The sequence below is a fragment of the Pseudomonas sp. OVF7 genome (assembly GCF_030644265.1).
Taxonomy (GTDB): Bacteria; Pseudomonadota; Gammaproteobacteria; order Pseudomonadales; family Pseudomonadaceae; genus Aquipseudomonas; species Aquipseudomonas gorinensis.
Genome location: NZ_CP128996.1, coordinates 1,405,565 through 1,419,421, shown reverse-complemented (window position 1 = coordinate 1,419,421; position 13,857 = coordinate 1,405,565). Strand labels below are relative to the sequence as shown.

Here is a 13,857-nt window from a genome sequence, read left to right as displayed (position 1 = left end):
GCTGACGCGACAGGCTGTATCTAAGTTAAGACGGATGAGAATGAGAAATCCCTAAGCGGGATATGAAAGAAAATGTTTCAGGTTCACATTCAGGGCGCTTTATCGCCTCCATCGAACACGAAACATGTTCCAAGCCATCACCCAGGCGCCATTGCTGCTGGGCCTGGATGCAGTTGGCAGCACCTTGCAGTGCAGCGAAGCGATCAAGGCATTCGAACGCGGCCACCTGCAAGCCAACCCGTGGCTTAACTGACCCACGGCCAAACAAATGTGGGAGGTCCCGCTCAATATCCGACTTAGCGCTGTCGCGCAGCAAACTGGAACCCCTGTGGCGAGCGGGCTTGTTGTGGCGAGCGGGCTTGCCCCGCGTTGGGCTGCGAAGCGGCCCCAATGAAGGACGAATGCGGCATACCAGATATTCCGCAGAGGTTGGTTTTGGGGCCGCTGCGCTGCCCAACGCGGGGCAAGCCCTAATGCCGTTCAGTTAAGGCTTTTTTGTAGGAGCGAGCTTGCTCGCGAAGAACTTACAGGCGCCGCGTTCATTCAGGAAACACGCGTTATCGTTGACGTTTTTCGCGAGCAAGCTCGCTCCTACAGAAGGCGATGTACGCTTAACTGAATGGCATTAGGGCAAGCCCGCTCGCCACAACAAGCCCGCTTGCCACAAAAATTCGGTCGTTTAAGGGAGGATTTTAATTCTTAATAATCAATAAGTTATTTTGTTTTATAAGAGGAGGTTTGCTCCCGATGGCCGTACATCAGTCAATTAAATGTCAACTGATCCACCGTTATCAGGAGCAAGTTGTATCGCCTCATGGACTTCAGCCTTGCTTGAACATGTCCATGGCACGTTCGCGGATCTGTGCTTCGGTCAAATCCTCCTTGCGCGTGGCCAGGAACCACAGGTGACCGAACGGATCCTTCACGCTCGCCGACCGGTCGCCATAAAACTGGTCCTTCGGTTCGGACACTACGGTGGCGCCTGCCGCCACGGCTTGCTTGAATTGCGCGTCCACATCGTTCACATACAGGTGCAAACCGACACTGGTGTGCTCGCCCGGATTACGCAGGGCCATTTCCTCGCAGGGTGAGCCCAGCATGATCGCTGAGTCGCCAATGCGCAGCTCGGCATGGCCGACTTTGCCATCGGGCATATCCAGGCGCATGACCTGTGTGGCGCCAAAGGCTTTTTTGTAGAAATCGATGGCATCACTCGCTTTGTCGATGCCCATATAAGGCGTGACGCTGTGGTAGCCCTCGGGAATAGGCTTAACGCTCATATCGTTCTCCTTGATTGTGGTTGTGGAGGGACGGCCTTTTCACTATAGGCCACGCCGATCGTGGCTTGCAGGCAGCCGACGAGGTGTCGGCCGGACAGCATCGGCGACCTGTGCATGTCGTGGCGGCAAGGCGTTCAATCGCGGTGAACTGCGCCAGTTCATCCTGACGCGTGACGAAAGCGATATCGCACCGGGTTTCTAAAACCCATGGTGATCAAAGGGGGGCGCATTCCCAACTCAGGATTGCGGCGTGGGTTCCAACAGCTGGGCCCCAGGCCCATGTTCACCGAGCTGGTCAGCCTGATTACGCAGCGGGCACGCTTGCAGCGACAAACACCCGCAGCCAATACAGCCACTGAGCTTGTCGCGCAGCAGTATCAACTTGTTGATGCGCTCATCCAGATCCTCTCGCCACAGCGCCGACAAACGTTCCCAATCCTCAGTGGTCGGCGTACGACCATCCGGCAGCGTCTGTAATGCCTGGCCAATCGTCGCCAGGGGAATGCCCAAGCGCTGGGCGATCTTGATCACCACCACGCGCCGCAATACATCCCGTGGGTAACGGCGCTGGTTGCCAGCGTTACGGTTGCTCTTGATCAACCCTTTGGATTCATAGAAGTGCAGCGCCGTGACCGCAACGCCACTGCGCGCGGCCAATTGGCCGACGGTGAGTTCCTTGTTGAGCATGAAAAACTCCAGAGAAGCGCTTGACCTTGACTTAACTAGAGGTTTTACCCTGCGTGGCATCGAATCGCAAGATTCTGCCTACAGAGAAAGGGGAGTGTTCATGCAGGTATCAGAGAAAAATCGCAGCTTCACTCAATTGATCGAGTTTCAGATCGAGCCCCGGCAACAATCTGCCCTGGTGGCAGCCCTGACTATTCAGAGCGAACGTCTGGCCCAGGGCCATGGCGGCTTTATCAATGCGAGTGTGCAGGTCAGCGATGACGGACGACGGGTGCTCAATTACCTGCAATGGCGCTCGCGTGAAGACGGCGAGGCGGCCTTCAAGTGTTTCGAGCATGGAGAGGAAGATTTCTGGACATTGATTCGCGCCCACCAGGCCACGGCCGTGACCTTCGGTTCGTTCCAGGTGCTGCGCAGTTTCGAGCGCAGCCATGACAACGCGTTGCACTGTCGCCTAAATGGATAGGTGCAGCATGCGCTCGCCTTGCACGTTTTCGCCGGGGCGGCGCTTGTTTACCGCCAACTCGCCGATCTTGATCAGGCGCGTGCGTGTGACGTTGCGGCTCAGGCCCAGCAGGTTGGCGGTATGGACCTGGTTGTAATGGCTGAACCGGTAGGCGGCGCGTAGTAACGCGTCTTCGACCTTTTCATGCAGGGCGCCGGCCTGTTCTTCGAACAGTTTTTGAAAGGCCCGTTCGAGCAAGGCTTCGGCACTGTTGTCGGTGTTGTGCTGGCTGTCGTCCTGGCGCTCGATACGCATGTTCGACAGGCGCAGGTCGTCGCGTTCGATCACGCCATTGCGGCAGATCAGCAGAGTGTGGTGGATCACGTTTTCCAGTTCGCGGATGTTGCCCGGCCAACTGTAGCTTTTGAGTTTGTGCTCGGCTTCGCGGCTGATGGTGATCGGGCCATAGCCCAGGCGCTGGCTATAGGCTTCGATAAAATGACGGGTCAGCGGCAGGATATCGCCGGGCCGCTCGCGCAGCGGGCTGAGTTCCAGGCTGACCACATCGAGCCGGTAGTAGAGGTCTTCGCGGAAATGCCCGGCATTGATGGCTTTTTCCAGTTGCACGTTGGTCGCGGCGAGCACACGCACATCAATGGGAATGCTTTTGCGCGAACCGAGGCGCACCACTTCCCGTTCCTGCAATACTCGCAACAATTTGACCTGGATCGCCATCGGCAAATCGCCGATTTCATCGAGGAACAAGGTGCCGCCGTCAGCCTCTTCGAACCAGCCGGCCTTGGCGCTGAGGGCACCGGTAAAGGCGCCTTTTTCATGGCCGAACAATTCGGCCTCCACCAGGGATTCAGAGAAAGCCCCGCAGTTCACCGCCACGAACGGCCGGTTGCGTCGTGCGCTGAGGTTATGAATATGGCGCGCCACCAGCTCTTTACCGGTGCCGGTCTCGCCGATGATCAGCACGCTGGCTTCGCTGGGCGCCACTTGCTGGATATGGTCGAGCAGCGCCTGGGATTTCGGGTCTTCGAAGACCTGGGCTGTGGCGCGGATCGAGGTCGCGAGGGCGGGCGAGGGCGGTAGGGTTAAAAGCTGCATGGGCACCTCTCTTAGGAATAGAACGTGGGAGTCGGCAGGGATTGGTTCAAGGCCCAGTCCCCGAGTTCGTGGAGTTTGTAGTCCACGGGGTCGTGCAGGGTTTGCGTGCGCAGGTTGCGCCAGTGGCGGTCCAGGCGCAGCGAAGCATGGGTGGACCGCGCGCCGGTGACTTCAAACAAGCGGCTGCACAGCTCCAGGCCTTGGCGGGTGGCGGCAACCTTGGCAGTGGCGATCGCGATGGCCAGTTGGCCGCGTTCGTTTTCGCTGAGGCCGGGGCCTTTGGCCCAGGCGTGGTCGAGCAATTCGGCGGCGCGTTCCACCAGCAGGCGCACACCTTCCAGGGCCACCCAGAACTCACCGTAGTGGTGCAGCACGTAAGGGTCCTGGCGCACGTCCTCGGCGCTGGATTTGTGCCACGAACGGGTTTCGGTCAGGGTGTAATGGCGTGCTTCTTCGAAGGCCCCTTCGGCAATCCCGAGGAACATATGGGTAAAGGTCAGTTGGGCGATCAGTGGGCGCAGACAGGCGAAGGGTGTGCTCAGCGGACCGGGGTCGAGCAGCAGTTCCGACTCCTCCACGCGTACCCGTTCGAAGCTGGCACTGCCGCTGTCGGTCTGGCGCTGGCCGATATTGTTCCAGTCGTTGTGCAGGGTGATGCCGCTGCGCCCGCTGGGGATGGCGGCGATCAGCAACTTGCCGCCAGCGCTTTCATCCACGGCCGAGGCGATGAGCATTTCTGAATCGCTGGCGCCGGAGCAGAAGCTCTTCTTGCCGGAAAATTCGCGCCAGCCGCCGAAATCCTTGACTACCGTGCGTGTGTCCAGCGGGTTGAGGGCGTTGCCCCAGAACCAGTTCTGGCGCGCGGTCTGTTCGAACCAGGGTTGCCATTGGTCCTGGCGCGAAAACAGGCGCACGGTGGCGAGCATCAGGTGGTGGAAGCCGAAGACATGGGCGATTGAGCTGTCGACCTTGGCGAACTCGCGCACGATGCCCAGGGTGTCACTCCAACGTGCGCCGAGGCCACCGTATTGGGTGGGAATACTCAGGGCCAGCAGGCCGCTTTGGCGCAGGGCATCCCGTTCGGTTTTCGGCGTGCCACCGCGTTCGTCGCGTTCGACGGCGGTGAGGGCGAAATCGGCGGCCAGCAACTTGGCGGTCTGCAAAGGGGAGGGCAGGACGCTGTGGGGTTTGGCTGTCACGCGGTGTTCCTCAATGTCTATTTGGCAATGAAGGCCAAAGGTGGGAGCGGGCTTGCCCCGATAGCGGTGTGTCAGTTGCCAGTTACGGGGCTGACCCGCCGCAAACGGGGGTAAGCCGCCTCCCACCTAAGGCAGGCTTCATTGATCTCAGGGCTTGGCGGGCAGTACATCGTTGGCGATCATTTCGCCGAACGGCCCCGTCAGGTTGGTGATGCCGCGCCCGGCCAGGCTGGCATAAGGTTCCGGCAATAACGGGAACACCAACTCGGCAAAGCGATACGCCTCTTCCAGGTGCGGGTAGCCGGAGAAGATAAAGCTCTCGATGCCCAGGTCTGCGTATTCCTTGATGCGCTCGGCCACTTGCTGCGGGTTGCCCACCAGCGCGGTGCCGGCACCACCGCGTACCAGGCCGACACCGGCCCACAGGTTGGGGGCGATTTCCAGGTTGTCGCGGCGCCCGTCGTGCAGGGCGGCCATGCGGCGCTGGCCTTCGGAGTCAAAGCGCGAAAACGATTTTTGTGCCGCGGCGATGGTGTCGTCGCTGATGTGCTCGATCAGTTTGTCGGCGGCTTTCCAGGCGTCTTCTTCGGTCTCGCGCACGATCACATGCAGGCGGATGCCGAACTTCACGGTGCGGCCATGACGCGCGGCCCGTTCACGCACATCCGCGAGTTTTTCCGCGACGGCGGCTGGGGGTTCACCCCAGGTCAGGTACACGTCCACCTGTTCGGCGGCGAGGTCATGGGCGGCGTCCGAAGAACCGCCGAAATACAGCGGTGGGTACGGCTTCTGCACGGGCGGGTAAAGCGCCTTGGCATTCTGCACGCGCAGGTGCTTACCCTCAAAGTCCACCGATTCGCCCTGCAACACACGGCGCCAGATCTTGAGGAATTCGTCGCTGACTTCATAGCGCTCGCTGTGATCGAGGAAGCTGCCGTCGCCACGGTTTTCGTCGGGGTCACCGCCAGTCACCACGTTGATCAGCAAGCGGCCATTGGACAGGCGATCGAGGGTCGCCGCCATGCGCGCCGACACCGTGGGCGAGATGATGCCCGGGCGAATCGCCACCAGGTAGCGCAGGCGTTCTGTCAGGGGGACCAACGCCGAGGCGATGACCCAGGAGTCTTCGCACGAGCGGCCGGTTGGAATCAGTACGCCGTAGTAGCCGAGGCTGTCAGCCGCTTGGGCGACCTGTTTCAGATAGTTGAGGGTGACTGGCCGCGCACCTTGGGTTGTGCCCAGGTAATGACCGTCGCCATGTGTTGGCAGGAACCAGAAAACATCCATGACAGATCCTTAAGCGATTTTCAGCAGAGAAGTGGAGTGCGCGGCAAACAAGGGCGCCGCGCGTTCTGCAGCAAGACGAATACGGCCCTTCAAGGGCTCGCTGGTTATTTGGTAGTCGGTGAAGTCGGCTTCGGTGGCATACACGCCAATCGGCAAGGTCAAGGCCTGGAAGAAGCTGAATAACGGCCGCAGTTGGTGATCGAGGACCAGTGCATGGCGATCGCTGCCGCCGGTGGCTGCGAGCAATACCGGCGTGTTGATCAGCGAGTTGAGGCCGACCAGGTCGAACAGGTGCTTGAGCAGGCCGGGATAAGAGCCGCGATAGACCGGTGCGGCGACGATCAGCAGGTCGGCTTGCTCGATGGCCACCAGTTGCGCTTCGATTTCCGCTGGCAGCTCATCGCGCGACAGCGCGCCGCCCAGTGGCCGGGCTATGTCGCCCAGTTCGATGAGGGTGGTCTGGATCGGCAGCAGGCTGGCCAGTTCGGCGAGTACCGCTTGGGTCAGCACCAGGGTACGGGACGGGCGCCAGGTTCCGCCGGAGAGGGCAACGACATTCAGGGGACGGGTCATGAACAGTTCCTTTTCAACAGTGGTTCATTGCGAGTGAAGTACGTGGGCTGAGCAAGAGCTGTACCAATGGGCGCAGGCCTTGCCGGCTGCGGGTTACAGGCTCACTGCTGAAAAGTGTTGCTGTTGTCTGCCTGGTGAATTGTTGAATGACTGTTGCCTGCGCAACAGTTGCCTGGCGAACACTGGGGCCCGGCGTGCAGCTAGTTATAGTGGGTTGTTTTTATTCCGTAAATGAACGTATTTCCATATTAATAGATCGTAAAAGAATATGCTGGCCTGGTTATCGAGGGTGTCGCGGCGGGTGATAGCGACTATCACGGACGATGATTTTTCACTGTGCGGGGGCGGGAGTAGCCTGTGTTCATTGACTTAAACCTCCTTCGCAGAGCCTTCGCCATGAACCAGTCACTCGCTGTTTGCGTATTACTTGTCGCTTCCTTCCTCACCGGCTGTGCGACACATCCCTCACCGGAATCACGTCCTTACACCGCTGAAGAAACCAAGCAATTGGCTCTGGAAGCGCTGAGCCGTCGCGGCTTGTCGTTTGATGAATACCAACAGCAGCGCGCCGCACTGACCGGCCAGCCACAGAAGCCCTTCGGTTTTGATCGCCAGGGTGAAATGAATGCCGAGCGCAGCGTGACCTTGCATGGGCGCCCCAGTTGAGTGGCTGCGCCGTGCTGAAGAACCCGAGGTTTCCCTTAAGGAATCTCGGGTTTTTTGTTTGCCATGGAGCGACTTCAGCCTGTTAAGCTGAATTTCAGGAGCGTTCCTACGCACATTTACATAAAGTCATCCTTTTCTAATGGCATTTGACCAGGTAAACCTGACCACCTCTGTTCCGGTCGATGCCCCTGAGACGCTGCTCTCGGGAACCTGCTCTGCGAGTCTTTAACGTCATGAATAAACGTCCGCTGTATTTCGACTACGCCGCCACCACGCCGGTGGATGAGCGGGTCATCCAGGTGATGGTCGAGTGCCTGGGCTTCAATGCCAACTTTGGCAACCCTGCGTCCAGTTCCCATGCGTTCGGCCAAGCGGCCCGGCAAACGGTTGAACAGGCACGTCGCCAGGTGGCCGAGCTGGTGGGCGCCGAGCCAGGACAGATCGTCTGGACCTCCGGAGCCACTGAATCCAACAACCTTGCGATCAAGGGCGTGGCCCAGGCGCGTGGCGTGGCGGGCGGGCATATCATCACCAGCCAGATCGAGCACAAGGCAACCCTGGATACCGCGCGGCAGTTGCAGGACGCCGGGGTGGCCGTGACCTACCTGGTGCCGGACGCCGATGGCTTGATCAGTGTCGAGGCGGTCAGCGAAGCCTTGCGTGAGGACACCTTCCTGGTGTCGCTGATGCTGGTGAACAACGAACTGGGTACCCTCAATGACATTCCGGCGATTGGCGCGCGAGTGCGGGCGCAGGGTGCGTTGCTGCATGTGGACGCGGCGCAAGGGGCGGGCAAGGTGGCTATCGACCTGACGCAATGGCCGGTGGACCTGATGTCATTTTCTGCCCACAAGCTGTACGGTCCCAAGGGCATCGGCGCGTTGTATGTCGGGCCTCGGGCCCAGCAGAAGGTATCTGCGCAGATTCATGGCGGTGGCCATGAGGGCGGTTTGCGTTCCGGCACCCTGGCGACGCATCAAATCGCGGGCATGGGGGCGGCGTTTGCCTTGGCGGCGGAGTCTTTTGCGGAGGAGAAGGCCCGGATCGTGGCTTTGCGCCAGCGCCTGCTGGATCAGTTGGCACCGGTGGCAGGCGTACGCCTCAATGGCAGCCCGGCGCAGCGTATTCCGCACACCCTCAGCCTGACGTTCGGCGAAGGCGAATTCAATTCTGCCGCCCTGAGTGCCGGTATCGCCTTTTCGGCGACGTCGGCCTGCAACTCGGCCAGCAATGCACCGTCCCACGTCCTTCTGGCCCTGGGCCATGATGCACGCTCCGCCGCTCGAACCATTCGCCTGAGCCTGGGCCGGTTTACCACCGAACAGGATATCGACCAGGCTGTGCAATTGATCAAGGCCGCCCTTGCCAGTGCACCGGCGTTCTGGGCGGTCTGATTATCCATTTGCAGCACATAACAATTATTCGTGGTTAGCAGGAGACACAATGAGTACGCAGCCTTTGACCCATGGAACGGTGCCCCAGCGCCTTGCGCATACCCGTGAACTGATGAGCCGCGAGGGCATTCACGCCCTGCTGGTGCCGTCGGCCGATCCACACTTGTCCGAATACCTGCCCGGCTACTGGCAGGGTCGCCAGTGGTTGTCGGGGTTTCATGGTTCGGTCGGGACACTGATTGTCACCGCGGACTTCGCCGGTGTCTGGGCTGACAGCCGTTACTGGGAACAGGCGAGCAAGGAGCTCAAGGGCAGCGGTATCGAGTTGGTAAAACTGCAACCCGGCCAACCCGGTCCGTTGGAATGGCTGGCCGAACAAACCCCGGAAGGCGGTGTGGTGGCGGTCGACGGTGCGGTCATGGCCGTGGCCTCGGCGCGAACCCTGGGCAGCAAGCTGGCGGAGCGTGGCGCGCGCTTGCGTACCGATATCGACCTGTTGAATGAGGTCTGGCAAGACCGGCCGCCGTTGCCGAATCAACCGATCTACCCGCATCTGCCGCCCCAGGCCACCGTTAGCCGTGGCGAGAAACTTGCCGCACTGCGCAGCAGCTTGAAAGAGCGGGGCGCCGACTGGCACTTCATTGCGACGCTGGACGACATTGCGTGGCTGTTCAATCTGCGCGGCGGCGATGTGTCGTTCAATCCGGTGTTTGTGTCCTTTGCCCTGATCAATCAGCAGCAGGCCACCTTGTTCGTGGCGCTGGGCAAGGTCGATGCCGAGTTGCGTGCCACGTTGGCGCGGGATGGGGTGACGCTACGCGATTACAGCGAAGTGGCTGATGCATTGCGTGCCGTGCCGCCGGGTGCCAGTTTGCAGGTTGATCCAGCACGTGTGACTGCCGGTTTGCTCGAGCATCTCGATGCGGGGGTCAAGTTGGTCGAAGGATTGAACCCGACCACGCTGGCCAAGTCTCGCAAGAGCTTGGCCGATGCCGAACATATCCGCCAGGCCATGGAACAGGATGGCGCGGCGTTGTGCGAATTCTTCGCCTGGCTCGACAGCGCCCTGGGGCGTGAACGCATTACCGAGCTGACCATCGACGAACATTTAACGGCGGCACGCGCCCGTCGCCCGGGTTATGTGTCACTGAGTTTCAACACTATTGCGGCCTTCAACGCCAATGGCGCTATGCCGCATTACCATGCCACTGAAGAAGAGCACGCGCTGATCGAAGGTGATGGCCTGCTGTTGATCGACTCGGGCGGCCAGTACCTGGGCGGCACGACGGATATCACGCGGATGGTGCCCATCGGTACGCCGAGCGAGGAGCAGAAGCGCGACTGTACCCGGGTACTCAAAGGTGTGATCGCCCTGTCCCGTGCGCATTTCCCCAAGGGTATCCTCTCGCCGCTGTTGGATTCGATCGCGCGGGCGCCGATCTGGGCTGAGGGCGTGGACTACGGCCACGGTACCGGTCACGGCGTAGGCTATTTCCTCAATGTGCATGAGGGCCCACAGGTGATCGCCTATCAGGCCGCGACCGCACCGCAAACCGCGATGCAGCCTGGCATGATCACCTCGATTGAGCCCGGTACATATCGCCCGGGTCGTTGGGGCGTGCGCATCGAGAACCTGGTATTGAACCGTGAAGCAGGCAAGACCGAGTTTGGTGAGTTCCTCTCGTTCGAAACCCTGACCTTGTGCCCCATCGATACACGTTGCCTGGAGCCGTCGTTGTTGACGGCTGATGAGCGCCAGTGGTTCAACGCCTACCACGCCGAGGTGCGGGAGCGTTTGAGCCCGTTGCTAAGCGGTGCCGCGCTGGAGTGGTTGCAGGTCCGCACTGCCGCTATTTGATCGGTTGCGCTTCAGGGGGGCGACAGCGCAATGCCGAGCCCCCATTCAATCGTTGCCGCCTAAGACGGGTTCGCAAGGGGACGTTCAAGGGCGGTCGACGATCGAAATTCAGCCAAGGGCTTCCCGTACAAACTCCAGACGGTCCTGGCCGAAAAACAACTGATCTCCTACAAACAGGCTGGGCGCACCAAACACCCCGCGTTGAACGGCTCGTTCGGTGTTGTCCTTGAGGGCGGCTTTTACGACTTCATCGTTGGACAGGGCCAATACTTGTTCCGGATCGAAACCCTGCTCAGTGAGGACTGTGGCCACGACGGCGGGGTCTCCCAAATGACGGCCTTCTACCCAGAGGGCGTGGAACAGGCAGTCGATGAAGGCCTGGAAGCGTTCAGGTTGGTGCATTTGCATGCCGGTAACTGCCCTCATCAATACCAGCGTATTGATAGGGAAGTGCGGGCTGAACTTGAGCACAACCTTGTAGCGTCGGGCATATCGCGCCAGGTCATCCAACAGGTAGCGACCTTTGGCGGGGACGGTGATCGGGGAAGCGTTGCCGGTCGCCTTGAATACGCCCCCTAATAGTATTGGCCGATACACCAGCAGTGCGCCGGTTTCGGCGCACAGGGCAGGGAGCTGGGTATACGCCAGGTAAGTGGCGGGACTGCCGAGGTCGAAGAAGAACTCCAGGGTCTTATCCATGGTTGCTGCTCGCTGCTTATTGTTATGAAGGGCGTGACTACCAGGGCTCGTTCCAGGGGCGCAGGTCCAGTTCGAAAGTCCAGGCGTCCCGTGGCTGGCTATGTAGGAACCAATAGTTATCGGCGATATGGTCGGGGTTGAGAATGCCGTCCTGATCCTTGAGGGCATATTTCTGCGGAAAATTGTCGCGAATGAACGCGGTATCGATAGCGCCGTCCACCACCACGTGGGCGACGTGGATACCTCGGGGGCCTAATTCCCTCGCCATACTTTGGGCGAGGGCGCGAATTCCGTGCTTGGCGCCGGCGAACGCGGCAAACCCTGCAGCTCCACGCAGACCTGCCGTGGCGCCGGTGAACAGGATGGTGCCGCGGTTGCGCGTAACCATGCGTTTGGCGACTTCGCGGGCATTCAGGAAACCGGAGAAACACGCCATCTCCCAGATCTTGAAGTATTTGCGCGCCGTTTCTTCCAGGATGCTGCAGGGGACGTTGGCGCCGATATTGAAGACGAGGACTTCGATAGGGCCCAGTTCGCTTTCGATCTGTTCGATCAGTGCGATAACGCCTTCTTCTTTGCGCGCATCGCAAGCAAAACCATGGGCTTGGCCGCCCGCCAGCTGGATGCTGTCCACCAGCGGCTGCAGTTTGTCGGCGCTGCGACGGGTGACGCAGGCCACATACCCCTCGCGGGCAAAGCGTTTGGCAATGGCGCTGCCGGTTGCATCGCCCGCACCCACTACCAAAACGATTTTCTTGTTGTGCGTCATGGGAACTCCTTTGGCTCGGTGATCAAGCAGGAGTGTAGCCACAGCATCGCAAAGGGCAGGTTTGTGTCAGGAATTTGATCGGAGCAGTCGGGGACTGCTCGGGTGACTACTTACAGATGACGATCATGCTGCGGCTGGTGTAGCCAGCAGGGTTGAGGCCGAAGGGGTAGTCCCCAGGCTCCTCGGAATTGTCACCGGATTTGGCGATAACCCGGTAGCCCTTGGCTCCGCAAGAATTGGTGGCACTGGTGTAGCACTGGTCCCAGGAGGACGACAGGCCCGAACAGTTGATATGCAGCCCTTTTTTGCCCCGCTTCACTTCTGTCTTGGTGGTCGCGGCACAGCCAGCAATGGCCACGACCATGAACAGTATCAAAATTCGCTTCATTCCTATCCTTAATAGCCGCTCCGCAAAAAAGCCTGGAGCTGGCCTTACTCGCTCTCGATTGTAGCGTTCGGGCTGTCCTTGTCGAAATTCTCCATGAATGACATTGGTTTACCGACTAAACATGGCCTAAATGAGCGGCAAATACCAGAGCTACCTCGAAAGATGATTAGTCGGCGGGCACCAGTGGTTTGGATTCATTGCGCATGGTCAATGTGGCGCCTACGGAGGCCAGGATGATGCAGGTGATGGCCAGCCATTGGGCGAGGGATAAGTGCTCATGCAGGAAAAACAGGCCGGAAAGCGCGCCGAACGCGGGCTCGATGCTCATCAACGTACCGAAGGTGCGGGCGGGTAGTCGGGTCAGGGCGACCATTTCAAGGGTATAGGGCAAGGCGGTGGACAGAATGGCGACGCCAATGGCGATAGGGATCAGGGCGGGTGTCAGCAATGCAGTACCGGCATGGACGATACCAATCGGTGCGACGAAGAGGGCGGCAATCATGACGCCCAGCGCGGCGGTTTGTACGCCGTTGTCGTTGCCGGCTTTTTGGCCAAACAGGATATACAGCGCCCAGCAGACGCCCGCACCCAATGCGTAGCCCGCGCCGATCAAGTCAATGCCACTGCTGGCTTCCCCCATCGGGATCAGCAGTAGCAGGCCAATGATCGCGAGGGCAATCCACAGGAAGTCCACCGCTCGCCGTGATGCATAGATAGCCACGGCGAGGGGGCCCGTGAATTCGAGTGCTACTGCAATGCCCAGGGGGACGGTGCGCAAGGACATATAGAAGAGGAAGTTCATGCCGCCCAGCGCCATTCCGTAGACGATTACGGTGCGCAGGGACTTGGCCGTCAGCTTTGCGCGCCAGGGGCGCAATAGAAGCAGCATGATCACGCTGGCGAAAATCAGGCGCAGGGTCGTGGTGCCTTGTGCGCCGATGATAGGGAACATGCTCTTGGCCAGCGAAGCGCCGGACTGTATGGAGGCCATGGCGATTAACAGCAGGCCTACTGGAAACAATGCCGAGGCCAGGCTGCGGGGTGGGGTGGTCATTGAGGTGTGTCGTCCAAGGTCATAGTAGAGAAGCAGAGGTCGCTATGATGCTGAACTGTTGAGTAATGAGCAATATATTGCCCAACTATCGCTGCCAAACGTCCTATATAGAAGGAATGTCAGGTGTTTTCGGTGGTTTGATAGAAATTCCGAATTCCGAAACCCCTGTTTGCTTGCGCAGACAGGGGTTTTGTCGTTTATGGGGAAAATAATAGGCCCGTCCCGAGCGCATCCCCTGCATCCGCGGCCAAGCTCATTCGTTGTAGTGGTGAGCTTCGCGCAAGCGTTCATATTGCGAATGGGGTTCGCAACAACGGGCTAGCTGGCTACCACTGGTCGGTTTCACACTCAAAAAGAGGAAGTTTCGCACAAAGGCTTAAGATTTCACTCCATTTGGCCGAAAGCCTGACGAGCCATGCGTGCACCGAAATAGAGCGAACCGAGA

14 protein-coding genes and 1 pseudogene are annotated in these 13,857 nt (G+C 59.7%); 5 read left to right on the top strand and 10 right to left on the bottom strand.

The features are described from left to right. Nucleotides 1-148 precede the first annotated feature (148 nt). Nucleotides 149-253: pseudogene (locus tag QU606_RS06220) on the top strand (3-isopropylmalate dehydratase small subunit); the annotation flags it as partial. 568 nt (nucleotides 254-821) lie between these two features. On the opposite strand, the gene QU606_RS06215 reads toward QU606_RS06220, so the two are convergent. Further along, nucleotides 822-1,280, bottom strand: coding sequence for a VOC family protein (locus tag QU606_RS06215; protein ID WP_024074401.1), 459 nt, complete (start codon nucleotides 1,278-1,280; stop codon nucleotides 822-824). Nucleotides 1,281-1,517: 237 nt separating this feature from the next. After that, nucleotides 1,518-1,967, bottom strand: a complete 450-nt coding sequence (gene soxR, locus QU606_RS06210; RefSeq protein ID WP_024074402.1) for a redox-sensitive transcriptional activator SoxR — start codon at nucleotides 1,965-1,967, stop codon at nucleotides 1,518-1,520. 100 nt (nucleotides 1,968-2,067) lie between these two features. Between soxR and QU606_RS06205 the strand changes: the two genes are divergently transcribed. After that, nucleotides 2,068-2,433 (top strand): antibiotic biosynthesis monooxygenase, encoded by a 366-nt coding sequence (locus QU606_RS06205; protein WP_041160883.1) that lies wholly within the window; start codon nucleotides 2,068-2,070, stop codon nucleotides 2,431-2,433. On the opposite strand, the gene QU606_RS06200 is transcribed toward QU606_RS06205, so the two are convergent. The 4 genes from QU606_RS06200 to msuE all read right to left on the bottom strand — a co-directional run bounded on the left by QU606_RS06200 (nucleotide 2,422) and on the right by msuE (nucleotide 6,584). Beyond that, nucleotides 2,422-3,525 carry a sigma-54-dependent Fis family transcriptional regulator gene (locus tag QU606_RS06200; protein ID WP_024074404.1) on the bottom strand — a complete coding sequence of 368 codons (1,104 nt, stop codon included), beginning with the start codon at nucleotides 3,523-3,525 and terminating at the stop codon, nucleotides 2,422-2,424. The genes QU606_RS06205 and QU606_RS06200 overlap by 12 nt on opposite strands. Nucleotides 3,526-3,536: 11 nt before the next feature. Beyond that, nucleotides 3,537-4,724, bottom strand: a complete 1,188-nt coding sequence (locus QU606_RS06195; protein WP_102624995.1) for an acyl-CoA dehydrogenase family protein — start codon at nucleotides 4,722-4,724, stop codon at nucleotides 3,537-3,539. 147 nt (nucleotides 4,725-4,871) lie between these two features. Beyond that, the gene (gene ssuD / locus QU606_RS06190; RefSeq protein ID WP_024074406.1) at nucleotides 4,872-6,011 is read right to left on the bottom strand and encodes an FMNH2-dependent alkanesulfonate monooxygenase; all 1,140 of its coding nucleotides are present in this window, start codon (nucleotides 6,009-6,011) and stop codon (nucleotides 4,872-4,874) included. Nucleotides 6,012-6,020: 9 nt separating this feature from the next. Next, complete coding sequence (gene msuE, locus QU606_RS06185) at nucleotides 6,021-6,584, bottom strand: FMN reductase (protein ID WP_304998234.1); 564 nt, start codon at nucleotides 6,582-6,584, stop codon at nucleotides 6,021-6,023. A 396-nt stretch (nucleotides 6,585-6,980) separates the two neighbouring features. Between msuE and QU606_RS06180 the strand changes: the two genes are divergently transcribed. The 3 genes from QU606_RS06180 (at nucleotide 6,981) to QU606_RS06170 (ending at nucleotide 10,502) form a co-directional block, all read left to right on the top strand. Continuing rightward, nucleotides 6,981-7,250, top strand: a complete 270-nt coding sequence (locus QU606_RS06180; RefSeq protein WP_024074408.1) for a hypothetical protein — start codon at nucleotides 6,981-6,983, stop codon at nucleotides 7,248-7,250. Nucleotides 7,251-7,483: 233 nt separating this feature from the next. Continuing rightward, a complete protein-coding gene (locus QU606_RS06175) occupies nucleotides 7,484-8,644 on the top strand; it encodes a cysteine desulfurase family protein (protein ID WP_024074409.1) in 1,161 nt (386 codons plus the stop codon). Between the two features lie 49 nt (nucleotides 8,645-8,693). Then, entirely contained in the window at nucleotides 8,694-10,502 is a 1,809-nt protein-coding gene (locus tag QU606_RS06170; protein WP_102624998.1) for an aminopeptidase P family protein, read from the top strand. A gap of 108 nt (nucleotides 10,503-10,610) precedes the next feature. Here QU606_RS06170 and QU606_RS06165 read toward each other — a convergent pair whose 3' ends face one another. The 4 genes from QU606_RS06165 to rhtA form a co-directional block, all read right to left on the bottom strand. Next, on the bottom strand, nucleotides 10,611-11,201 hold the full coding sequence (locus tag QU606_RS06165; protein WP_102624999.1) for a 2-hydroxychromene-2-carboxylate isomerase: 591 nt from the start codon (nucleotides 11,199-11,201) through the stop codon (nucleotides 10,611-10,613). A 37-nt stretch (nucleotides 11,202-11,238) separates the two neighbouring features. After that, a complete protein-coding gene (locus QU606_RS06160) occupies nucleotides 11,239-11,970 on the bottom strand; it encodes an SDR family oxidoreductase (RefSeq protein WP_024074412.1) in 732 nt (243 codons plus the stop codon). A gap of 106 nt (nucleotides 11,971-12,076) precedes the next feature. After that, nucleotides 12,077-12,358, bottom strand: a complete 282-nt coding sequence (locus QU606_RS06155; protein WP_024074413.1) for a hypothetical protein — start codon at nucleotides 12,356-12,358, stop codon at nucleotides 12,077-12,079. 166 nt (nucleotides 12,359-12,524) lie between these two features. Beyond that, nucleotides 12,525-13,412, bottom strand: a complete 888-nt coding sequence (rhtA, locus tag QU606_RS06150) for a threonine/homoserine exporter RhtA (protein WP_304998233.1) — start codon at nucleotides 13,410-13,412, stop codon at nucleotides 12,525-12,527. Nucleotides 13,413-13,857: the final 445 nt, after the last annotated feature.